Origin of the sequence: Campylobacter sp. IFREMER_LSEM_CL2127, assembly GCF_025771745.1 — a bacterium.
Taxonomy (GTDB): domain Bacteria; phylum Campylobacterota; class Campylobacteria; order Campylobacterales; family Campylobacteraceae; genus Campylobacter_D.
The window spans coordinates 1-22,290 of sequence record NZ_JAKMQV010000001.1; the positions used below are offsets into that span (position 1 = coordinate 1).

The 22,290-nt window shown below is 29.8% G+C and carries 21 protein-coding genes; 11 read left to right on the plus strand and 10 right to left on the minus strand.

Translation table 11 applies throughout. The annotated features are described in order from the left end of the window. Positions 1-164 precede the first annotated feature (164 nt). The 6 genes from L8V77_RS00005 to mog are packed head-to-tail and all read left to right on the plus strand — an operon-like array spanning position 165 to position 7,534. Positions 165-1,571, plus strand: a complete 1,407-nt coding sequence (locus tag L8V77_RS00005) for a COG3400 family protein (protein WP_263706095.1) — start codon at positions 165-167, stop codon at positions 1,569-1,571. Between the two features lie 7 nt (positions 1,572-1,578). Then, positions 1,579-2,637, plus strand: coding sequence for a 3-dehydroquinate synthase (gene aroB, locus L8V77_RS00010; protein WP_263706097.1), 1,059 nt, complete (start codon positions 1,579-1,581; stop codon positions 2,635-2,637). Then, positions 2,634-4,163, plus strand: a complete 1,530-nt coding sequence (locus L8V77_RS00015; protein WP_318529525.1) for a mechanosensitive ion channel family protein — start codon at positions 2,634-2,636, stop codon at positions 4,161-4,163. The genes aroB and L8V77_RS00015 overlap by 4 nt, the downstream gene beginning before the upstream one ends. Then, on the plus strand, positions 4,160-5,416 hold the full coding sequence (gene mtaB / locus L8V77_RS00020) for a tRNA (N(6)-L-threonylcarbamoyladenosine(37)-C(2))-methylthiotransferase MtaB (RefSeq protein ID WP_263706098.1): 1,257 nt from the start codon (positions 4,160-4,162) through the stop codon (positions 5,414-5,416). The genes L8V77_RS00015 and mtaB overlap by 4 nt, the downstream gene beginning before the upstream one ends. Further along, positions 5,406-7,004, plus strand: coding sequence for an AAA family ATPase (locus L8V77_RS00025; protein WP_263706099.1), 1,599 nt, complete (start codon positions 5,406-5,408; stop codon positions 7,002-7,004). Before mtaB ends, L8V77_RS00025 begins: the two co-directional genes overlap by 11 nt. 2 nt (positions 7,005-7,006) lie before the next feature. Beyond that, entirely contained in the window at positions 7,007-7,534 is a 528-nt protein-coding gene (gene mog, locus L8V77_RS00030) for a molybdopterin adenylyltransferase (protein ID WP_263706100.1), read from the plus strand. A gap of 12 nt (positions 7,535-7,546) precedes the next feature. Here the strand turns inward: mog and L8V77_RS00035 are convergent, their stop codons facing one another. The 10 genes from L8V77_RS00035 to L8V77_RS00080 are packed head-to-tail and all read right to left on the minus strand — an operon-like array spanning position 7,547 to position 15,251. Then, a complete protein-coding gene (locus L8V77_RS00035; RefSeq protein WP_263706102.1) occupies positions 7,547-7,921 on the minus strand; it encodes a rhodanese-like domain-containing protein in 375 nt (124 codons plus the stop codon). 2 nt (positions 7,922-7,923) lie between these two features. Further along, positions 7,924-8,259, minus strand: coding sequence for a rhodanese-like domain-containing protein (locus L8V77_RS00040; RefSeq protein WP_263675485.1), 336 nt, complete (start codon positions 8,257-8,259; stop codon positions 7,924-7,926). Continuing rightward, positions 8,256-10,085 (minus strand): molecular chaperone HtpG, encoded by a 1,830-nt coding sequence (gene htpG, locus L8V77_RS00045; RefSeq protein ID WP_263706104.1) that lies wholly within the window; start codon positions 10,083-10,085, stop codon positions 8,256-8,258. Before htpG ends, L8V77_RS00040 begins: the two co-directional genes overlap by 4 nt. A gap of 11 nt (positions 10,086-10,096) precedes the next feature. Continuing rightward, positions 10,097-10,465: a fluoride efflux transporter CrcB gene (gene crcB, locus L8V77_RS00050; protein WP_263706105.1), complete on the minus strand. Its 369-nt coding sequence runs from the start codon at positions 10,463-10,465 to the stop codon at positions 10,097-10,099. Continuing rightward, positions 10,462-11,151 carry a lysophospholipid acyltransferase family protein gene (locus L8V77_RS00055; protein WP_263706106.1) on the minus strand — a complete coding sequence of 230 codons (690 nt, stop codon included), beginning with the start codon at positions 11,149-11,151 and terminating at the stop codon, positions 10,462-10,464. The genes crcB and L8V77_RS00055 overlap by 4 nt, the downstream gene beginning before the upstream one ends. Continuing rightward, positions 11,129-12,334, minus strand: coding sequence for an SH3 domain-containing protein (locus L8V77_RS00060; RefSeq protein ID WP_263663359.1), 1,206 nt, complete (start codon positions 12,332-12,334; stop codon positions 11,129-11,131). The genes L8V77_RS00055 and L8V77_RS00060 overlap by 23 nt, the downstream gene beginning before the upstream one ends. After that, a complete protein-coding gene (gene purQ, locus L8V77_RS00065; protein WP_263706108.1) occupies positions 12,328-12,978 on the minus strand; it encodes a phosphoribosylformylglycinamidine synthase subunit PurQ in 651 nt (216 codons plus the stop codon). Before purQ ends, L8V77_RS00060 begins: the two co-directional genes overlap by 7 nt. Further along, complete coding sequence (gene purS, locus L8V77_RS00070; protein WP_263706110.1) at positions 12,975-13,211, minus strand: phosphoribosylformylglycinamidine synthase subunit PurS; 237 nt, start codon at positions 13,209-13,211, stop codon at positions 12,975-12,977. Before purS ends, purQ begins: the two co-directional genes overlap by 4 nt. Positions 13,212-13,219: 8 nt before the next feature. Then, the gene (purC, locus tag L8V77_RS00075) at positions 13,220-13,933 is read right to left on the minus strand and encodes a phosphoribosylaminoimidazolesuccinocarboxamide synthase (RefSeq protein ID WP_149062286.1); all 714 of its coding nucleotides are present in this window, start codon (positions 13,931-13,933) and stop codon (positions 13,220-13,222) included. Between the two features lies 1 nt (position 13,934). After that, complete coding sequence (locus L8V77_RS00080) at positions 13,935-15,251, minus strand: S41 family peptidase (RefSeq protein ID WP_318529526.1); 1,317 nt, start codon at positions 15,249-15,251, stop codon at positions 13,935-13,937. Positions 15,252-15,458: 207 nt separating this feature from the next. Here L8V77_RS00080 and L8V77_RS00085 point away from each other — a divergent pair, with 207 nt between their 5' ends. The 5 genes from L8V77_RS00085 to L8V77_RS00105 all read left to right on the plus strand — a co-directional run bounded on the left by L8V77_RS00085 (position 15,459) and on the right by L8V77_RS00105 (position 22,287). Further along, positions 15,459-18,032: an ATP-dependent Clp protease ATP-binding subunit gene (locus L8V77_RS00085; protein ID WP_263706111.1), complete on the plus strand. Its 2,574-nt coding sequence runs from the start codon at positions 15,459-15,461 to the stop codon at positions 18,030-18,032. 159 nt (positions 18,033-18,191) lie between these two features. Further along, positions 18,192-19,331: a hydrogenase small subunit gene (locus L8V77_RS00090; protein ID WP_263706112.1), complete on the plus strand. Its 1,140-nt coding sequence runs from the start codon at positions 18,192-18,194 to the stop codon at positions 19,329-19,331. 2 nt (positions 19,332-19,333) lie between these two features. After that, positions 19,334-21,049 (plus strand): nickel-dependent hydrogenase large subunit, encoded by a 1,716-nt coding sequence (locus L8V77_RS00095; RefSeq protein WP_263706113.1) that lies wholly within the window; start codon positions 19,334-19,336, stop codon positions 21,047-21,049. A 15-nt stretch (positions 21,050-21,064) separates the two neighbouring features. Next, on the plus strand, positions 21,065-21,757 hold the full coding sequence (cybH, locus tag L8V77_RS00100; RefSeq protein ID WP_263663354.1) for a Ni/Fe-hydrogenase, b-type cytochrome subunit: 693 nt from the start codon (positions 21,065-21,067) through the stop codon (positions 21,755-21,757). Continuing rightward, entirely contained in the window at positions 21,754-22,287 is a 534-nt protein-coding gene (locus L8V77_RS00105) for a HyaD/HybD family hydrogenase maturation endopeptidase (RefSeq protein WP_263706115.1), read from the plus strand. Before cybH ends, L8V77_RS00105 begins: the two co-directional genes overlap by 4 nt. Positions 22,288-22,290: the final 3 nt, after the last annotated feature.

Genomic DNA, 22,290 nt, shown 5'->3' on the forward strand with positions numbered 1-22,290 from the left:
ATAAAATTTAACATTAAAACTCCTTTTGGAAATTAAAATAAGATTTGAAGTTTGGAATTATATATTAAATTTGTTTAAAGTTTGTTAAAATATATTTATAAAATAAATTCAGCGGTATTTGCATAAACTAAGATATAATTGTATTTTATATTTTAGAGGTGTAAATGAATAAAATTTTATTACTAGCTGATGGGATTTTTGCTAAAGATTTTTTAAGGAAAATTCATAGCAATAAAACTTTTAAAGAGTCTTTGAGTGTTGTTTATTATAATGATGAAAGTGTGGATTTGAATTTAGAAAATGAACAAATATCTTTTTATAAATTTGATCCTACAAGTTTGGTTAAACTAGAAAATTTATTAAAGGAAGAATTCCATCAAGCTATCATCTATATGCAAGAAGAAGCAGATATGTTAGCTTGCTATAAAAATTTAAGAAAATTACACCCAAGATTAAACATAGTTATCATGGATTTGTGGAATAGTCAAATTGATGATAATTTTTGCGAAGTGATTAATATTTATGATACTTTAAGCACGAGATTAACAGGTTGTTTAGATAATATGCCTTCTATGGCACAATTTATAGGGCTTGGACAAGGTGAGATAATGGAGGTAAAAATTCCTGCAGGATCAAGCTTTGCTTATAGACATATAAGCTCTATTAGCCAAAAACGCTTTAAAATTGTAATGGTTTATAGAAATAATGAATTTATCCTAGCAAGACCTGGGCTTATTTTAATGCCAAATGATAGTATTTTAATCGTAGGTGATCCTAAAGTTTTACAAAGTGTTTTTACTAATGTTAAAACAAGCTTAGGACGCTTTCCATCGCCTTTTGGTGATAATATACTTTGTATTATAGATATGAAAAAAATGAGTGAGTTTGCTATAGAAAAGCTTATTTTTGCAAGTTTACTTTTACATGTAAGGATTAATAGTAAAAAGCTTTATTTTAAAGTGATTAATCCTACTTTAACTCCTATGTATTATAAACTTAAAGCCTTGCATAAAAATAGTACTGAAGTGATATTTGACTATGAAAGTACAAATGTAAAAAATATTAAGCCTTTTGTGGAAAATACTAGCATAGGTTTGCTTGTAGTGGAAGATTATCTTTTTGAGAAAGAAAAAAGTTTTCTTTTTACTTTAAAAATTCCTGTGTTAAAAGCAGGTAAAGGGGATTTTGCTGACTTAAAATCATCGGTGGTTTTAAGCTCAAACTTTGAAGATGTGGAAGGTATTGCTTCTATTATGCTTGATTTAAATAAGCAAATCCAACTAGGGCTTGCTTTGTATTATTATGATTTAAAACTAAATAAAGCTGAAATTTTTGAATACCATCAATATTTTGAAAGCCTTTCAAAACTCCATGATGAAAAATTACTTTTAATAGAAGAAAAAGAACATAACCCTATCAATAAATTTTCTTATAAGCAAAATGTATTGCATTTTGTGCCATTTAATGAAAAAATTTTAGGAAGTAATTTCAATAAAATTTTAAAAACGGATTTAAATACGATATATTATAAGATGAGTAAAAATTATCAATTATTTATACCATCGCTGTGAGAAAACAATGCAAGTTAAGGTAAATTTAGAAAATAATACAAGTTATAATGTCTATATAAATGAGCTAGAAAAGTTAAATTTTGATACTAAAGTAGTGATTTTAACTAATGAATTAGTAGCAAAGCTGCATTTAGATATGCTTTTGGAAAAAATTCAAGCTAAAGAACTTTTTATCATAAAAATTAAAGATGGTGAAGAGTATAAAAATTTACAAACTATAGAATATATCTTAGATCAAATGTGTGCTTATAAGCTAGATAGAAAAAGCTTGCTTATAAGTTTTGGTGGCGGGGTTATCTCTGATATGGGTGGTTTTGTAGCAAGTATATATCAAAGAGGGATAGAATTTATCAATATTCCCACAACCTTACTAGCTTGTGTGGATGCAAGTGTGGGCGGTAAAACTGGAGTGAATAATAAATTTGGCAAAAACTTAATAGGCACTTTTTATCAGCCAAAAGCGGTGTATTGTGAAAGTAAGTTTTTAAAAACGTTGCCTTCAAGAGAACTAGCTGCGGGCATGGCTGAATTTATCAAAATGGCCGTGGTTTTTGATGAAGCAATTTTATCTTTTTTAGAAAATTTGAACGAGGATAAATTTTTAAATGCTAAATTAGATGATATTACCTTGGCTCAAATCATCCAAAAAAGCATAGAGCTTAAAGCTAATGTGGTTTCACAAGATGAAAAAGAAAGTGGCTTAAGAATGCTTTTAAACTATGGGCACACTTTTGCTCATGTTATAGAAAATCAAACAGGGTATAAAAAATACTTACATGGTGAAGCTGTGTCTATAGGTATGAATATGGCAAATATTTTAGCATTAAATTTAGGATTATTAAATGAACAAGAATGCCAAAGAGTACAAAATTTACTTGTGAAATTTAAATTACCTATATCTTATAAAATTTCAAATACACAAGAGTTTTATAATGCCTTTTTCTTAGATAAAAAGACACATTTCCAAAAGATCAATTTTATTTTAGCTTGCGGTTTGGGAAAAGCTTGCATAAAAAATGATATATCTAAAGAAGATATTTTACGCACTTTAGAGGTGTTTGCATGAAAAAGATTTTTTTACTTTTATTTTTACCTTTTTTGATGCTTTTAGCACAAGATGATATAGAGCATTTAGAGCAAAAACTCAATGAATTGCATAATAATTTAACATATAATACTTGGGTGATTAAATATAATAATTTTAATATTTACAGAAAAACTCAAAATGAAATTTTAGCTTTAGAAAAAGAAAGCTTAAAGGCTAATGAGCGCAATAAAAGCATTATAGAAAGGCAAATTTTAATCTTAAAAGAAAGATTAGAGCTTTTAAGTGAGTATAAAAGTGCAAATTTTTCCAAGATGGTTTTAGCTCCTGAAGAAGTTGATAAAATAGATAAACTAACTAATCCTTTAGCCATCATTTCAGCATACTCACACATAAAAAAACTAAGACGTGATAAAGAAGAATATATTAATCTTTTAAATAGTTTTAAGCAAACCTTGGATGAGCTTATAAAAGAAAATGTTTTAGTGGCTGAGATAGCTAAATTAGCCCCTAGTAAAGAACATGATGAGTATTTAAAAATATCTAATCAAATGGTAAGAGATTTTTCACAAACCTTGCGTTTTGGAGAAATTTCTTATTCTGTTTATGAGAAAAAAATACAAGAAGAAATTGAAAAAACAACAGCTTCTATTAAAATTCAAGGTGTAAGAGCTTTTAATATAGTTTTGGCTATTATTATCGTTATAGCCATAGCATTTTTACTCAAATTTATAGCTAGAAAATACATAGGCGATAATGATCGCTTTTATACAGCAAATAAAATCATTAATTTTATTAATATCAATGTGATTATTTTGATTTTGCTTTTTGGATATATTGAAAATATTAGTTACTTAGTGACTGTGCTTGGTTTTGCTTCTGCTGGTTTAGCTATTGCTATGAAAGATATGTTTATGTCTATGCTTGGTTGGTGTGTGATAGTTTTTGGTGGAAGTTTTAGAGTGGGTGATAGAGTTAGAGTTTTTCAAAACAATACACATTATATCGGTGATATAATTGACATTTCGTTTTTAAGAATAACCTTATATGAAGATATTTCTTTGCTAACTTATACAGATAATCGAAGAAGTGGTAGGATAATTTTTATACCAAATAATTTTATATTTACTAATCTCATATCAAATTATACCCATCATGGTATGAAGACAGTTTGGGATGGACTTGATATTACTTTGACTTTTGATTCAAATCATCAAAAGGCCTTAGAAATAGTGGAAGAAATCGTTATAAAAGCTTCTAAAGGTTATACAAAAATTGCAAAAGAATCTATGAGTAAATTAAGAAATGAATACAGCATTAGAAATCCTAAAGTAGAGCCTAGGTTTTTTACATTTTTAGAAGGTTATGGCATGAGAATTTCTGCTTGGTATATGACAAATTCTTATGCGGCTTTGATTTTAAGAAGTAATATTAGCAAAGAAATCATTAATGAATTTAATAAGCATGATGATATAAAAATAGCTTATCCATCGCAAAATTTATATATGGCAAAACATGAATTTATAGAAAATAAGGAAGATATTTGAAAAAAAAGGTATATTTTAAAACTTTTGGTTGTAGAACTAATATTTATGATACGCAATTATTAAAAACTTATATTAAAGATCATATTGTCACACAAAATGAGCAAGAAGCTGATGTGATAGTGATAAATTCTTGTACCGTTACAAATGGTGCTGATAGCGGGCTTAGAAGCTATATTAATGGTGTAAAGAAAAATGGAGTTAAGGTTATACTTACAGGCTGTGGTGCTGTGAGCAAGGGAAAGGATTTTTTTGATAAAAAAGAAATTTTTGGAGTTTTAGGGGCTTCTAATAAAGATAAAATCAATGAGCTAATCTCGCAAGATAAAGCCTTTTATGAGCTTGGAAATTTACGCTTTATTGATACAAAAATCGTAAGTAATTATGAAAATCACACTAAAGCTTTTGTAAAAATTCAAGAAGGATGTGACTTTGCTTGTAGCTATTGCATAATCCCAAGTGTTAGGGGTAAATCAAGAAGTATGCCAAGTGAGGAAATAATAAAACAAATCAAACTTCTTGCGCAAAATGGCTATAGTGAAGTGGTTTTAACGGGTACGAATATAGGAAGTTATGGTTTAAAAGATAAAACTACACTTGGAAAATTATTACAAGAAATAGGCAAGGTTAGTGGCATAAAAAGAGTAAGACTTGGGAGTTTGGAGCCTGCTCAAATTGATGAGAGTTTTAAAGAAATTTTAGATGAGCCTTGGCTTGAAAAGCATTTGCATATTGCCCTACAACATACCCATGAAAAAATGCTACGCATAATGCGTAGAAGATCGCATACGCAAAATGATTTAGCACTGTTTAATGAGTTAAGTCAAAAAGGTTTTGCTTTAGGAACAGACTTTATTGTAGCACACCCTGGAGAAAGTGAGTTAATATGGCAAGAAGCTTTAGAAAATTTTAAGCAATTTAAACTTACGCATATTCATGCTTTTATTTTCTCACCGCGTGATGGAACGCATTCTGCTTCTATGAGTGAGCGAATCAATGGTGATATAGCCAAAGAAAGATTAAATATTTTAAAAGATATAGTCGCGCAAAATAATTATGAGTTTAGAAAAAATCAAAAAGATACTTTAGAAATTTTAGTTGAGAGTAAAAAAGATGGTTTTTATGAAGGCTATGATCAATTTTTTAATAAAATCAAAATTACAAGCAAAGAAGATATTGCTAAACAATGGATAAATATTGAAAAATATGAATGCAAAGAAGATTGTAACTATGTAAGGTTAGGGGATGAAAAATAAAAAGATTATCTTAGCTTCATTTTTATTGCTTTGTGTTTTTGTAATAGTTGCGTTTATAAAAAATCAACCTGATTATATTAGCAAGGCTGCTTATGAAGAGCTTTTAGAGCAAAATTTAATCCAAAAAGCCATAGTAGAAAATAATGAAATATTATTAAAAAGCAAAGAAGGAAATTTTTTAATTGCTAAAGATGTAGTGGATTTAAATGCTTTGTGGCAAAAAATTCCTTTAGAATATGCTAAAGATTATAATTTAAGTGAGTTTTTTTTGATATTTATTTTGTTTGCTTTTCTTGTATGTTTTTTATTCTTTCTTAATAAAAAAAATAGAGATAGACAAAATTTACTTTCTTTAGAAAAAAATATTTTAGAAAAAAATGAACAAAATAGTACTATACAAGATGTAGTAAGTGAAGTTAAATTTAAAGATGTAGCAGGGGTTGATGAGGCCAAGGTAGAGCTTTTAGAAATCGTTGATTTTTTAAAAAATCCTCAAAAATATAAAGATTTTGGCGTGAAAATGCCAAAAGGCGTTTTACTAGTAGGCCCTCCTGGAGTGGGTAAAACTTTGATAGCAAAAGCAGTAGCAGGCGAGGCTGGGGTGCCATTTTTTTATCAAAGTGGAGCTAGTTTTGTAGAAATTTATGTAGGTATGGGCGCAAAAAGAGTTAGAGAGCTTTTTTTAAAAGCTAAATCAAAAGCTCCAAGTATTATTTTTATAGATGAAATTGACGCAGTTGGTAAAAGTAGGGGGGATTTTTCTAATGTAGAAAGAGATAATACTCTAAATCAACTTTTAACTCAAATGGATGGATTTGAAGATAATAGTGGTGTTATAGTGATGGCCGCTACAAATAAAATCGATCTTATGGATAATGCATTATTAAGATCAGGGCGTTTTGATAGAAGAATTTTTATATCTTTGCCTGATTTTAAAGATAGAATGCATATTTTGCAAAATTATATGAAAGAAAAAAAATCTAGCGTAGATTTAGAAAAAATCGCAAAAGCTAGTGTGGGTTTTAGCGGAGCAGCTTTAGAGACTTTAGTTAATGAAGCGGCCATTAATGCTATAAGAAGAAAATCATATTTAATAGAAGAAAATGATTTTTTTGCAGTGCTTAATAAAGTTTTAATGGGTAAAAAAAAGATTTTCTCTCTAAGTGATAAGGAAAGAAAAATTCAAGCCACATACCAAGCAGCTAAAGCTTTGTGTGCTTTTTATTTTGATGTTAAATTTGAAAAAATTACCTTAATAGAAGATAGATTTAAAGAGTATGAAAATACTATCAAATCAAAATCAGAATTATTAAATAAAATAAAAGTTTTTCTAGCAGGCTCAGTTGCTATGGAGCTTATTTTTAATGAAAGCTATACTAATGCACAAAGTGATCTTTTAAAGGTTAAAGAATTGCTTACTTTCATGGAAACTTTTGCTATGGCAAATGAGGGTTTATTGCAAGAGCAAAAGCAAGAAGTGAAAGAATTTTTAGAATTAATGAAGGAAAAAGTAGTGATATTGGCTAGCATTCTTTTAGAAAATGAAAAAATAGAAAAACAAGATGTAGAAAAAATCATAATGGAGTAAAAATGGTAAAAATAGGAATTTTAGTACTTTCAGATAGGGCAAGCAGTGGAGTTTATGAAGATAAATCCGGAGTAGAGATAGAAAAAATTTTAGATTCTTATATAAAAAATGAAAAAAGTTTTTATTATGAGCTAATTCCTGATGAGTATGATTTAATTATAGAAAAATTAGCTTATTTGGCTGATGATGTAAAATGTGATTTGATTTTTACTACAGGAGGTACGGGGCCTGCTTTGCGTGATGTGACACCAGAAGCAACGCAAGCAGTGTGCGATAAAATGCTTCCAGGTTTTGGGGAGTTAATGCGTGCAAAAAGCTTAGAATATATACCAACAGCTATACTTTCAAGACAAAGTGCGGGTATAAAAGGAAAATCATTGATTATCAACTTACCGGGTAATCCAAAAGCTATAAGAGAATGCATTGAGCCTATATTTCCTGCTATTCCTTATTGTGTGGATTTAATAGGTGGAGCTTATATTGAAAATAATGAAGAGGTAATTTCTGTATTTAGGCCAAAGAAAAAGTAAGTCTAACTAGACTTACTTTGAGGTTTCATAGCCTTGTGATAAAAGTGCGTTCATACCGCCTTTTAAATTAGTAACTTCTATGTCATTTTGATCTAGTAAAGCAGAAGCTTTAGCGCTTCTTGAACCACTTCTACAAACTATAGCGATAGGTTTATTACTTGAAATCTTTTTAATTTCCTCAACGAAATTTTTATTTACACTGCCATCTTCATTATAAAAGCTAATTTTAATGGCATTTTTTATTGTACCAGTTTGCGCCCATTCGCTAGGTTTTCTAACATCAATTACTTGATAATTTTCCAAAATATCCGCATTAATATCGATATTTTTCACTTCTGCTAAAACAAAACTAGCACAAAGTACCAAAGATAAAAATATTTTCTTCATAATTAACTTTCCTTTTTCGTAGCTTCATAGCCTTGTGATAAAAGTGCTACCATGCCACCATCTAGATTGGTGCATTCTATACCTAGAGCATCTTCTATCATCATAGCAGTGTGTTTGCTTCTTGAGCCTGTAGCACACACAAAGGCTATGTTTTTATTTTGATAATCTACTTTTTCTTTAAACTCTTGGATGAAATTTTCATTCATAAAGCCATTATCATCGCAAAGTGCGATGAGTATAGCTTCTTTTATGACTCCGCTTTTCCATTCGCTTGGGGTTCTTACATCTATAATACAAAATTCGTGCAAAATATCTTTAGAAATAGCTATATTTTTCATTTTTCTAAAGCCTTAGAAACGATTTTGCTTAAGGCATTGTTAAATTCGCTAGGGTTATCTATACCCATACCTTCACTAAGTTTAGCCATATTTAAAAGAATATGTGCCATTTCATTAGCTAAGGTATCATTTTCTTTTAAGGCTTTTAAAATTTCATGATTAGGATTGATTTCAAGTATAGGTTTAACTTGCTGTTCTTGCCCCATTTGTTTAAGAATTTGTTGCATAGCAAAATCAGGTTTATTTTGATCATAAACAATACAACTTGGACTATTTGAAAGTCTTTGGCTAAGTTTTACCTCTTCAACTTCATCTTTTAAAACTTCTTTTATTTTGATGAGTAAGCTTGCAAATTCAGCCTTTTGTTCTTCGCTAGTTTCTTCACTAGCTAAATGATTGATAGCGCTAAATTTTAAACCTTCAAATTCATTCATCATAGGCATAACTACGGTGTCAATTTCCTCATCAAGCAATAAAACATTGATATTTTTTTGTTTATAACTTTCAAGAAGAGGAGAATTTCTTAAAAGTTTTTCATTTTTTCCACTAATATAAAAAATTTCATTTTGTCCTTCAGCTAAGTTTTGTTTATACTCTTCAAGATCAATTAATTCTTCTTTATTTGAGTTTTTAAAGTATAAAAGCTTAGCTATAGCGTCTTTATTTTCGCCAAAACCATATAAACCTTCTTTTAAAACTTTTCCAAAATTCTCATGGAATTTAAGATAGTTTTCTTTATCTTTTTCTTTGAATTTTTTAAGTTCTGCTAGGATTTTTTTAACACTTGCTTCTTGAACGCTTTTTAAAATTTTATTTTCTTGTAAAATTTCACGGCTTACATTAAGCGGTAAATCTTCTACATCGATAATCCCGCGCACAAATCTTAAATAAGTTGGTAATAATTCTTTATCATCATCGCTGATAAAAACTCTTTTTACATAAAGTTTTAAACCACTTTTATAATCTATTCTATATAAATCAAATGGAGCTTGTGCAGGTATAAAGAATAAAGAATTATACTCTATAGAACCTTCAGCTTTTGTGTGGATATAAAGCATAGGTTTGTTTGAGTCATGGAAGTTTTGTTCATAAAATCTTTCATAATCTTCAGCTTTTAAGCTGGCTTTATTTTGTCTCCATAAAGCACTTGCTGTGTTAATTTGAGTGTTTTTTAATTCTTTTTTAGGTTCTTTTTCACCTTCTTCTAATGGCAAATATTCTTCTTTTTCCATAAAAATAGGAAATTGTATGTGGTTTGAGTATTTTTCTACTATACTTTCAATGCGGTATGAGTTTAAAAATTCTTCATCTTTTAAATGTAAGGTTATGCAAGTGCCTTGCTCATCTTTATTTGCATCTTCTATTTCATAACCACTAGCATCAGAAGTCCAAAGATAAGCTTTATCATCTAATGCCTTTTTGCTTAAAACCTCTATTTTAGAAGCAACCATAAAAGCAGAGTAAAAGCCTACACCAAATTGTCCTATAAGTTGTGAGTCTTTTTTGGCATCACCACTTAAGTTTTCTAAAAAGCTTTTTGTACCACTTTTAGCAATGGTTCCAAGATGATTGATCAAATCTTCTTTATTCATACCTATACCATTATCACTTATGGTTAGGGTTTTTGCTTCTTGATTGAAGTTGATTTGAATTTTTGGTTCAAATTTTAAATTTTTATAAGCATCATCACTCACGCTTAAATAACTAAGTTTATCAAGTGCGTCGCTTGCATTAGAAATAAGCTCTCTTAAAAAAATTTCTTTGTTTGAATACAAAGAATGAATCATAAGTTGTAAAAGTTGGTTAACTTCAGTTTGAAATTGCATTTATATCTCCTTTATTTAAAAATTAAAAAACCAATCCATACTGCCAAAAGACAAAGGATAACATTTAAAATAATATTTAGAAAAAAGTGAAAATAATCACCACTTTGCAAAAATAGCAAATTTTCATAAGAAAAAGTTGAAAAAGTCGTAAAAGCACTTAAAAAACCTGTGCTAATTAAACTTTTAGTAAAAATATGCACATCTTTAGAGTTTGCATAAGAAAAAAACAAGCCCATTAAAAAAGATCCTATGATATTAACAAGTAAAGTACCATAGGGAAAATCATGTGGAATGATTTTATTAAAAAAGCTACTAGTAAGCATTCTAGATATAGCCCCTAAAAAGCCACCAAAACCTACAGCTAAAATCGTGCTAATCAAGCTTGTGACCTTTCGTTATCTAAGATTGTTTGCATTTTTTCTCTAGTTTGCTCAAGCCAATCATCTTTACTTATATCAACAAGATCAAGAAATACTACTTTTAAAACACCACTTTTTGCACTAAAGTTTTGTGTGTCTAAAATTTTAGCTGAATCAACAATTACCACAGGTTGGACTTTTAGATTAAGTTTTTCACTTAAAATTTTAGCTCCAACTTTAAATTTTAAAAGTTTTTGTGTTTTAGATCTTGTACCTTCTGGAAAAATAGCCAAAATTCTATCTTCTTTTAGTCTTTCTTTAGCTTCTTTTAAAAGTTTTACTAGACCTTTTGGACTTCTATCTATACAAATAATTTTAGGTTTTTTAATCAAAGTTTTAAAAACGGGGAGTTCACCAAGTTCTTTTTTTGCTATCCAAGATATATTTTTTGGACATAAATCTTCCAAAACAACTATATCTAACAAGCTTTGGTGATTGATTAAAAGTAAATTAGCTTGAGGGTGTATAGAACCTTGAGTTTGGATTTTATAATTTATTACATATTTTTGCAATTTTGACCATGCTTTTCTGATTTTCCAAATTTTTTCTTGTGATTGCAATAATAAAAAGGCAATGCATAAAAATATAATAGATAAAATAAATTCAGTCCAAAATACTAAAGCTTTAAATCTTTGATAAATCTTCACTTTTTACCCAGCCTATTTTTCCATTATTAAATAAAATTTTTTTATATTCATCTCTTGAATCTAACACTTCTACTTCTTGGTTATATTTTCCAGAATAAAAATGAGTTGAGTTAAGAGTTGGTAAAATTTGCACTTTGCTTTCAGCCTTTAATATAGCTTTATATATGTTATTTTGGGCTAAAAAACTTGCTATTAGAGCCAAAATTGCTAAGCCTAAAGCTACATAGCTTTTCTTAAATACAAACCATAAAGCAAAAATACCACACAAGCTCCACAAAAATACTTGTTTGTAAAAATTAAAGTCATTGGTTTTTGGATTTAAATCACTTTGTGTGCTAATGCTATCTTCTTTAAGTTCTATTTTTAAAGAAAAATCTTTTAATTCTTTAGAATTTAAATTAAAATAAGAAAAATCAAAGCGTGTTTTGCTTTTATCTAAAATAGCATAATAAAACCCGCTTTGTTTTTCAAAATCGCCTTTAATAGCCTCTACACCTTGTTTTTGAATATCTTTTATATTAAAACTTGCTAGATTTGTGTTTTCTCCTGCAAGTTCTATAAATAAAATCATATTATCATTATCAAAATGGCTTGCTTTTACTTGTTTTACTTCTAAATTACTTGCAACTATGTGTGAGTATTTGTTAGAAGGAGCGTCGATTTTTTTAAGTCTAATAGGTTTTATAATTAGTGATGAGCTTTGAAAAATATGATCATTTCTGCTTAAAGAAACGATGATTTTATTTAAATTGGCATTTAAACTTTTTGCTTCAAACCATAATTTTGTGTGATATGAATTAGCTTTTTGCTCCCAAATAGGATTAGGATTAATCCAAAGCATATCATCATTTTTTTCAAAACTCACATTTAAATCAAAACTTACATTAGTTGTGGTGATAACCTCAAGATCTATAGCAAAAGCTTCATCTATGTAAGCTTCATCAGTGTATTCTTTTGCGTTTAATACTAAAGAACCTTGAGGAATAAAATTTTCATCATTGATTTTACTTTCATAATTACTCTCATCACTTGGAGCGATAGTTTGATAAATTTGCTTAGCTTGATCGTCTAATTGATTGTAATTTTTTTCTAGGGTGTTATAATCTTCAAAAACGCTATTTTCTTGAGCATATAAATTAAACGCTAGTAAAAAAACACAAAAAACTTTGAAGGTTTTTAGCAATTTAAAAATCCTTCAAACATTTTAAGTCCTACTTTTGAGCCAAGTATATCATCACACATTCTTTCAGGGTGCGGCATAAGTCCAAAAACTTTTTTATTCTCATCACAAATTCCAGCTATATCGTTTAAGGAGCCATTTGGATTATTGATATATCTTAATAAAATCATATCTTTATCTTCTAGCATTTTAATACCATCTTTGTTATTAAAATAATTTCCTTCTCCGTGAGCAATAGGTAATTCTATAATGTCATTTTTTTGGAAATTTTTCAAAAAAGCATTATTGTTTGATACTACTTGCAATGCTTGCATTTTAGAAATAAAACTTAAGCTATTATTATGTTTCATAGCTCCCTTTAAAAGACCAAGTTCTAATAAAATTTGAAAACCATTGCAAATACCTAGGACATATCCACCTTTTTGTACATGTTCTTTAAGTGTTTTCATAGCAGGAGCAAGTTTTGCAATGGCTGCACATCTTAAATAATCTCCATAAGAAAATCCACCTGGTAAAACAATTAAATCTGCGCTAAAATCTTGTCTTTCATGCCAAATGATTTCAGTTTTTACACCTAGTTTTTCAAAAGCATAAGCTGTATCAAACTCGCAATTAGTTCCGGGAAAACGAATAATAGCTACTTTCATAATATTATCTCATAATCTTCTATCACAGTATTTGCAAGCAATTCTTTACACATTAAATCAACATGTTTTAAAGCTTCTTCTTTATCCTCACAAGCTATATCAAAACTAATTTGTTTTGAGGTTTTAACATTTGATATGTTATTAAAATCTAAAGAATGCAAAGCCTTTTCTATGGCTTTGCCTTGAGGATCTAAAACCCCGTTTTTTAGTGTGATATTTACAATTACTTTCATTATTTTTCCTAACTTAAAATTCTTTTTAATACTTCTTCATAGGCCATTTTTACATTACCTAGATCTTGTCTGAAGCGATCTTTGTCTAATTTTTCATTAGTTTTGCTATCCCAAAATCTACAACTATCAGGGCTAATTTCATCAGCTAGTATCATATTTCCTTCACTATCAATACCAAATTCTAATTTAAAATCAATCAATCTTAAACCTTTAGATTCAAAGAATTTAACCAAGATAGAATTGATTTGTCTTGCAATGTTTTTTATTAATTCTAAATCTTTTTCACTTTTTACTAAATTTAAAATCAAACAATGCTCATCATTGATAATAGGATCGCCTAAATCATCATTTTTATAACAAAACTCAACTACAGCAAAAGGTAAAATCGTACCTTCTTTAATGCCCAATCTTTTTGTTAAAGATCCTGTAGCTACATTTCTAGTAATAACTTCAATAGGTATAATATTGCATTTTTTTACAATTTGTTCTTTATCGCTGATAGTTTCTACTAGATGTGTTTTAATACCTTCTTTTTCTAAAAGATGAAAAATTTCAGTACTAATTTTACAATTTAACGCACCTTTTCCTGCTTCATTACCTCTTTTTTCTGCATTAAAGGCAGTTAAGTCATCTTTAAATTCTGTGATGAGTAAATTCTCATCATCAGTCTTAAACATTTTTTTACCTTTTCCCTCGTATAAAAGATCTAGTTTTGTTGCCATTTTACTCTCCTTTTGTGATGTTTAAAATTTTGATTGCATCTATTGCAGTTTTTAATTGTATATCATTATCAATTTGTTCTTTGGTGATGATATTTTTATCTTCTTTATTATCTTTTTTCTTTTCTTGATGTCCGATTTTATCAAGTTCAGCTTGTAAGTGTTTTTTTAGATCGCTTTCTTTGATTTCAAAGCCATGATTTTCTTCTTTACTTACTTTTCCTGGGAATACTTCTATATCAGGACTAACCCCGACAGCTTGTATGGTTCTACCACTTGGTAGATAATATTTTGCTATAGTAAGTCTTAAGCCTTCTTTACCTTTTTCATCCATAGGTAATATAAGCTGTACGCTACCTTTTCCAAAGGTTTTTTCGCCTATGATAATAGCGCGTTTGAAATCTTGTAAAGCCCCACTTACAATCTCACTTGCACTAGCGCTACCACCATTTACAAGCACTACCAAAGGTGCGTTGGTGATTTTTTTACTAGGATTTGCTTTAAATTCTACATTCTCATTTTCTATTTTTCCTTTTTGTGAGACAATGACTCCTTTATCTATGAAAAGATTTACCAAACCTACAGCTTGATTTAAAATACCACCTGGGTTGGTTCTAAGATCTAGTATAATTCCTTTTACATTAGAATGTTTTTTGATAGCTTTACTAGCTTCATCTACGACATTTTTATCAAAATTAGTTACTCTTAAATAAAGCAAGTTTTCATTTTCGATTAATTTTGTATAAACGCTATCTACTTTTATAATATCTCTTTTTAAATTGACATCAAATGGTTTTGCATCGCCTTTTCTATAGATAGTTAGAGTGACCTTTGTCTTAGGTTCTCCGCGCATTTTAGAAACAGCTTCATTTAAAGTCATACCTAAGGTTGATTCGTTATTAATTCTTAAGATAATATCATCAGTTTTAATGCCTGCTTTATCTGCTGGACTTCCTTCTATAGGAGCTACAACGCTAATTGCTCCATCTTTTTGCGTAATAGTAAAGCCAAGTCCACCAAATTCTCCATTAGTTTGCTCTTTAAGTTCTTTATAACCTTTTTCATCTAAGAAAGAAGAATGAGCATCTAAATTTGTTAGTAAGCCTGCTATGGATTTATCAACCAAATCTGTATAATTAACATCATCAACATAGTATTGTTCTATGATGGACATGGTTCTTGTGAGTTTAGATAAAGCTTCTATTTTCTTTTCTGCTTCACTAGGAGCGGGGTTTTTAGCTTGTAAATTAGTAAAAATAAAAGAAGCGGTTACTAAACTACAAATGCTAGCTGCGATAATAAGATTTCTTTTTGTCTTCAAAGGAAAAACTCCAAAATAAATATGAATTCATAAAATAATTATCTAATTTTAGTTATTTTTGCTTAAAAAATCGTAAATAAAGTAAATATTTTTATTATATTAGTGTGTTTATATAAAAAATTATTTATAAATATAACTAAATAAACTTGACAATAATAGACTAAAGTTATATAATACATCTCACATAAAAGTAAAAAAGGAGTAAAAATGGCAAATATACAAGATTTTTTAACAGATTCTATGCTTTCAAATATAGAAAGTGCGATTTCTTTGGCCATTCATTCTAAGAATAGTGAAATAAAACCTTTGCATTTATTATGGGCTTTAAGTGTTGATAGTTCAAGCTTGCTAAATCAAGTTTTTAATAAACTAAATGTTTCTAAAGAGGCATTTGAGCTAGAAGTAAAAAGTAAAATTTCATCTTTTCCTACTAGCTCAAATGTAAATAAAGATAATATTAAATTTTCAAATGAATTTATTAATTCTTTAGAAAAAGCAAAAGGCTTGGCTTTAGAAAACAAAGATAGCTATTTGGCTGTGGATATGTGGCTTGTCTCAGAAAGTACGAGTGGGGTTATTAAAGAACTTTTATCTAAATTTGTAGATTTAAATGAATTTAAAAAAGAATTAGAATTTATTAGAGCTGGAGCTAAAATAGAAACCAAAACAAGCGATGAAACGCTTGATTCTTTGTCTAAATTTGGTATTGATTTAACTATGAAAGCTAAAAACAATGAACTTGATCCTGTCATAGGCAGGGAAGAAGAAATTCAAAGATTAATGCAAATTTTAATTAGAAAAACTAAAAATAATCCTATTTTATTAGGTGAGCCAGGGGTAGGAAAAACTGCTGTAGTAGAAGCTTTAGCACAAAGAATAGTAAAAAAAGATGTTCCTACTTCATTGCAAAATAAAAAAGTCATAGCCTTGGATATGAGTGCTTTAATAGCAGGAGCAAAATACAGAGGTGAATTTGAAGATAGATTAAAAGCTGTTGTAAATGAAGTAATAAAACACAAAAATATAATTTTATTTATAGATGAAATTCACACCATTGTAGGTGCAGGTGCAAATGAAGGAAGTATGGATGCGGCAAATATTTTAAAACCTGCTTTAGCAAGAGGTGAGCTTCATACTATAGGCGCTACAACCTTAAAAGAATATAGAAAATATTTTGAAAAAGATGCGGCTTTGCAAAGAAGATTTCAACCTGTAAATGTAGCTGAGCCTAGCGTGAATGAAGCTTTAGCAATGCTAAGAGGTATAAAAGAGAAATTAGAAATTCATCATAATGTAACTATTAATGATAGTGCATTGGTAGCAGCTGCAAAACTATCTAAGCGTTATATAGCTAATAGATTTTTACCTGATAAGGCGATTGATTTAATTGATGAGGCCGCGGCAGAATTAAAAATGCAAATAGAAAGTGAGCCAAATTCTTTAAGAAAGGTTAGAAAACAAATTGAAAGCTTAGAAGTAGAAAATGAAGCTTTAAAAATGGAAGAAAATGAAACTAATGAAAAAAGATTAGAAGAGATTAAAAAAGAATTAGCAAATTTAAAAGAAGAGCAAATCAAACTTAATGCCAAATTTGAAAATGAAAAAGCAGTATTTAATGGTATAAGTGCAAAGAAAAAAGAAATCGATACTTTAAAAAATGAAGCTGTTTTAGCTAAAAATAAAGGAGATTTCCAAAAAGCTGCTGAAATAGAATATGGCAAAATTTTAGAGTGCGAAAAAGAGGTATTAAATTTAGAAGAAAAATGGAAACAAATGACCCAAGAAGGAGTTTTGCTTAAAAATCAAGTAGATGAGGATTTAGTAGCAGGTATTTTAAGCAAATGGACAGGTATTAGCGTGCAAAAAATGCTTACTTCTGAAAAGCAAAAATATTTACACATTCAAGAGTATTTACAAGAAAGCGTCATAGGGCAAGATGAGGCTTTAAGTGCCTTGGCTAAAGCTATTAAGCGTAATAAAGCAGGGCTAAATCAAGCAACTAAGCCTATAGGAAGCTTTTTATTTTTAGGGCCAACTGGAGTAGGTAAAACAGAAAGTGCTAAGGCTTTGGCTAAATTTTTATTTGATGATGAAAAAGCTATGGTGCGTTTTGATATGAGTGAATTTATGGAAAAACACAGCATATCAAGACTTTTAGGTGCACCTCCAGGATATATAGGGCATGAAGAAGGCGGGGAGCTAACCGAAGCTGTTAGAAGAAAGCCTTATAGTGTGATTTTGTTTGATGAAGTAGAAAAAGCTCATAAAGATGTATTTAATATACTTTTGGGAATTTTAGATGATGGTAGAGCTACAGATAGTAAAGGCGTAACGGTTGATTTTACTAATACTATTATTATCTTAACTTCTAACATAGGTGCAAATTTTATTATGGAGTTAAAGGGCGAAGAAAGAGAAAAAGCTATTAAAGAAGCTCTTAGAAGCTTTTTTAGACCTGAGTTTTTAAATCGTTTGGATGATATTATTACTTTTAATCCTTTGGGAGAAAGTGAAGCTGAAAAAATAGTTAAATTGCTTTTTAATACCTTGCAAAAAAGTCTTGAAAATAGAGGTATTAAAGCAAGCTTGAGCGATAATGCTGCTAGGTTAATAGCAAAGGTTGGTTTTGATGTTGATTTTGGTGCAAGACCATTAAAAAGAGCTTTATATGACATGGTAGAAGATAAATTAAGTGATATGATATTATCTGATGAATTAAATGAAAATGATGAGATTATTATAGATTCTAAAGATGATGAGATTGTCATCATTAAACAATAAGCAAGTGCAATACTTGCTTATTTTAGAGTAAAATTATCCTATTAACATTAAATTGTAAATACTTCGTATATTTGTTTAAAAAAATATTATTTTTTATCTATTCTTAACAATAAATGTTTTAAAATCTTTAATGATATTTCTATATTTAAGGAACAACAAATGAGTGATTTAGATATTTTTAATCGCCGTTTAGACGCATTAGAAAAACTTCCTCTTTTGAAAAATGAGATTTCTATCTCTAAAGCCTTAGAACAATCAGGTTTTTCAAGAAGAGATTTTATGAAATGGGCTAGTGCAATGACTGCATTTTTAGCACTACCTGTTAGCTTTACTCCAGTAGTTGCAAGAGCTGCTGAGCTTAGTGATAGACTTCCAGTGATTTGGCTTCATATGGCTGAATGTACAGGATGTTCTGAGAGTTTATTAAGAAGTGATGCCCCTACTATTGATAGTTTAATTTTTGATCATATTTCTTTAGAATATCATGAAACTATAATGGGTGCAGCAGGTTGGCAGGCTGAGCATAATCTTGAAGCTGCTATGGAAAAATATAAAGGTAGATATATTTTAATGGTAGAAGGTGGTATACCAACAGGTGCTACAGAAAACTTTTTAACCATAGGACCACACGGCAAAACAGGTAAGCAAATAGCAGTTCAAGCTTGTGATAATGCTTTGGCTATTTTTGCTATAGGCACCTGTTCAGCTTTTGGTGGTATTCAAGCTGCTAGACCTAATCCAAGTAATGCTGTGAGTTTAAGTAAAGTTACAAATAAAACAGTTATTAACGTTCCAGGTTGTCCTCCAAGCGAGAAAAACATTATAGGTAATGTGATTCATTATATATTGTATCAAACATTGCCAGCGCTTGATGCTTATAATAGACCAAAATGGGCTTATGGATTAAGAATTCATGATCTTTGTGAAAGAAGAGGACGCTTTGATGCGGGTGAGTTTGTGCAACAATTTGGTGATGAAGGGGCAAAAAAAGGATATTGTCTTTATAAGGTAGGTTGTAAAGGACCTTATACTTTTAATAATTGCTCAAGAGAAAGATTTAATCAGCATACTTCATGGCCAATCCAAGCTGGACATGGTTGTATAGGTTGTTCTGAACCAGATTTTTGGGATACTATGGGGCCTTTTGAAGAAGTGATGGCAGGAAGATTATTTGATACTGTTTATGGTTTGGGTGCTGATAGTATTTCAGATAAAATTGGTATAGGTGTGCTTTGTGTAACAGGTGTTGCTGTTGCTGCGCACGCTGTAATTGCTTCATTAGAAAAGAATAAGGATTAAGAATGTCAAAAAGAATTATTATAGATCCACTTACTAGAATAGAAGGACACTTAAGAGTTGAAGTGGTGGTTGATGAAAATAATGTCATTAAAGAAGCATATTCAGGATCAACTCTATGGAGAGGTTTGGAAACTATTGTAAAAGGTCGTGATCCAAGAGATGCAGGCTTTTTAACTCAAAGAATTTGTGGTGTTTGTACTTTTTCACACTATAGGGCAGGGATTATTGCGGTAGAAAATGCTTTAGGTATTACCCCACCATTAAATGCTGTTTTAACTAGAACTTTAATGAATGCAGCTTTATACATGCATGATCATGTGGTGCATTTTTATCAACTTCATGGGCTTGATTTTGTTGATGTTGTAAGTGCTTTAAGTGCTGATGTAAAAAAAGCAAGTGATGAAGCATTTAAATATACCGATATGCCTTATGCAACAGGTGCAGATAAACTTTTAGAAGTACAGCAAAGACTAAAAACCTTTGTAGATAAAGGAAATCTTGGACCATTTGCAAATGCTTATTATGGACACGCAACTTATCGCTTTACTCCTGAGCAAAACCTTATTGCGCTTTCACATTATTTAGAATGTTTAAGAATTCAAAGAACAATAGCTCAAGCTATGGCGATTTTTGGTGCTAAAAATCCTCATCCACAAAGCTTAACAGTAGGTGGTGTGACTTGTGTTATGGATCTTTTAAACCCATCAAGAATGGCTGAATATATGACTAAATTCCAAGAAGTAGCTGATTTTATTAATCGTGCTTATTATCCAGATATCATAATGGCTGCAAAAGCTTATTCTAAAGAAGCAAGTGTGTTAAATGATGTAGGGGTAAATAATTTCTACACTGAAAAAGAATTCCAAGTTTCTAGCGATGAGTGGCTGTTTGAAGGTGGTATTATTAGAAATGGTGATTTGAGCAAGGTTGAAGAAGTAGATGAAGCTAAAATTACTGAAGAAGCTACAAGATCATGGTATGCAGACAATGAAGCTTTACATCCTTATGATGGCAAAACTAATCCAAACTATACAGGCTTAATTGATGGTGAAAGCATTGATGATAAAGGTAATATGGTTCATAGTAAGGTATTTGATACTAAAGGTAAATACAGCTGGATTAAAGCTCCAAGATATGAAAATTTACCTATGCAAGTTGGACCATTAGCAAATATTTTAGTAAATTATGCTAAGGGTAATAAAATCGTAGTAGAAGCAGTTGATTCGTTCTTAAAAACCACAAATTTACCACTTAAAGCACTTATGAGTACTTTAGGAAGAACAGGTACTAGAGCGATTGAAGCTAAAATCATTGCTGATCATGGTTTAAAAGCATTTAATTCTTTAGTCGAAAATTTAAAAACAGATGAAAGCACTTGTGCTACTTATGTAATCGATAAAAATAAAGAATACAAAGGTAGATTTATGGGAAGTGCGCCTCGTGGTGCGTTGAGTCATTGGTGTAGAATTAAAAATGGTGTAATTGAAAATTGGCAAGCAGTAGTACCTTCTACTTGGAATGCAAGTCCAAAAGATGCAAATGGAGTAGGCGGTAGCTATGAGCAATGTCTTATCGGTATGAAACTAGCTGATGTTAAACAACCTTTAGAAGTAATAAGAGCTATTCACTCTTATGATCCTTGTATAGCATGTGCTGTACATGTAATGGATACTAAAGGCAATAATCTTAGCGAGTATAAAGTTAATGTAAATTTATAAGGAAAGGACTTTAGTATGGATTCCAAACATTCCTTAAAATCAAATAGAAAGGCTGAATACGAATTTAGTATTGGCCTTCGTTTTACACATTGGTTAAGAGCAGTTGCGATCGTGATTTTAGTAGGGACTGGATATTATATTTCTTATGTATTTCAATCTCCATCTATTTCATCTGAACCAACTTTATTTATGCAGGCAAAATACCGTATGGTACACCAAATTTTTGGATTTATCTTAATAGCTTGTGTGATTTTTAAAACATATTTGTTCTTTTTTGATTCAAAAAGTGATGGTGAGAGAAAAAGCATAAAAGATATTTTTAATGTAAAATTATGGATAGAGCAGATTAAATTTTACATTTTCTTAGGAAAGCACCCGCATTTGCAAGGTGTATATAATCCTTTGCAATTTGTAACTTATTTTTTCTTTTATCTTGTTATGTTTGGACTTATCTTAACAGGATTAATCCTTTATATGCATGTATATCATGAAGGCTTGGGTGGATTTTTATACAATATCTTAAGACCTATTGAAGTAATGTTAGGTGGATTAGCCGATGTTAGAACCTACCATAGAATTTTAATGTGGATTGTGTTGATTTTTGTTCCAGTGCATATTTATATGGCTGTGTTTAACTCAGTTAAAGGCAAAGATGGTGCTTTAGATGCTATCTTTAGTGGTTATAAATTTGTAAGAGAAAATCATTGAAACTTCTAATCTTAGGTATTGGTAATATTATGTTTGCAGATGAGGGCTTAGGCGTTCATCTTTGCAAACTTTTAGAAAAAAATTATAAGTTTTATCACGAAAAAGACTCAGTGAGCTTTGTAGATGGTGGAACTTTGGCTTTACAACTTAGTTATATTATAGCTGAATATGATGAAATGGTTGTGATTGATTGTATTGCAGCAGATGATGCTAAGATCGGAGATATTTTTTTCTTTCCTTATGATGCAATGCCCAAAAAAGTTAATTGGAGTGGTAGTGCACATGAGGTTGAAATGCTTCAAACTTTACAATACATGGAGCTTATGGGAGATTTGCCTAAAACTCAAATTTTAGCCTGTGTGCCAAAGCGCATAGAACCATTGAGTTTTAAACTTTCAAAAGAAGTCTTAAATGCTTTAGAAAAAATGGAGAAAATTTTACTTGATTTTTTGGAGAAAAAAGGCTTTACTTATGAGAGAGTTGCTAATTATAATATACAAGAGCTTGCTCTAAATTCTTATAAAAGCTAAGCA

Coding starts and splice junctions, on each gene's coding strand:
- L8V77_RS00005 (WP_263706095.1), top strand. CDS start 165: ATGAATAAAATTTTATTACTAGCTGATGGGATTTTTGCTAAAGATTTT.
- aroB (WP_263706097.1), top strand. CDS start 1,579: ATGCAAGTTAAGGTAAATTTAGAAAATAATACAAGTTATAATGTCTAT.
- L8V77_RS00015 (WP_318529525.1), top strand. CDS start 2,634: ATGAAAAAGATTTTTTTACTTTTATTTTTACCTTTTTTGATGCTTTTA.
- L8V77_RS00025 (WP_263706099.1), top strand. CDS start 5,406: ATGAAAAATAAAAAGATTATCTTAGCTTCATTTTTATTGCTTTGTGTT.
- mog (WP_263706100.1), top strand. CDS start 7,007: ATGGTAAAAATAGGAATTTTAGTACTTTCAGATAGGGCAAGCAGTGGA.
- L8V77_RS00035 (WP_263706102.1), bottom strand. CDS start 7,921: ATGAAGAAAATATTTTTATCTTTGGTACTTTGTGCTAGTTTTGTTTTA.
- L8V77_RS00040 (WP_263675485.1), bottom strand. CDS start 8,259: ATGAAAAATATAGCTATTTCTAAAGATATTTTGCACGAATTTTGTATT.
- htpG (WP_263706104.1), bottom strand. CDS start 10,085: ATGCAATTTCAAACTGAAGTTAACCAACTTTTACAACTTATGATTCAT.
- purQ (WP_263706108.1), bottom strand. CDS start 12,978: ATGAAAGTAGCTATTATTCGTTTTCCCGGAACTAATTGCGAGTTTGAT.
- purS (WP_263706110.1), bottom strand. CDS start 13,211: ATGAAAGTAATTGTAAATATCACACTAAAAAACGGGGTTTTAGATCCT.
- purC (WP_149062286.1), bottom strand. CDS start 13,933: ATGGCAACAAAACTAGATCTTTTATACGAGGGAAAAGGTAAAAAAATG.
- L8V77_RS00085 (WP_263706111.1), top strand. CDS start 15,459: ATGGCAAATATACAAGATTTTTTAACAGATTCTATGCTTTCAAATATA.
- L8V77_RS00090 (WP_263706112.1), top strand. CDS start 18,192: ATGAGTGATTTAGATATTTTTAATCGCCGTTTAGACGCATTAGAAAAA.
- L8V77_RS00095 (WP_263706113.1), top strand. CDS start 19,334: ATGTCAAAAAGAATTATTATAGATCCACTTACTAGAATAGAAGGACAC.
- cybH (WP_263663354.1), top strand. CDS start 21,065: ATGGATTCCAAACATTCCTTAAAATCAAATAGAAAGGCTGAATACGAA.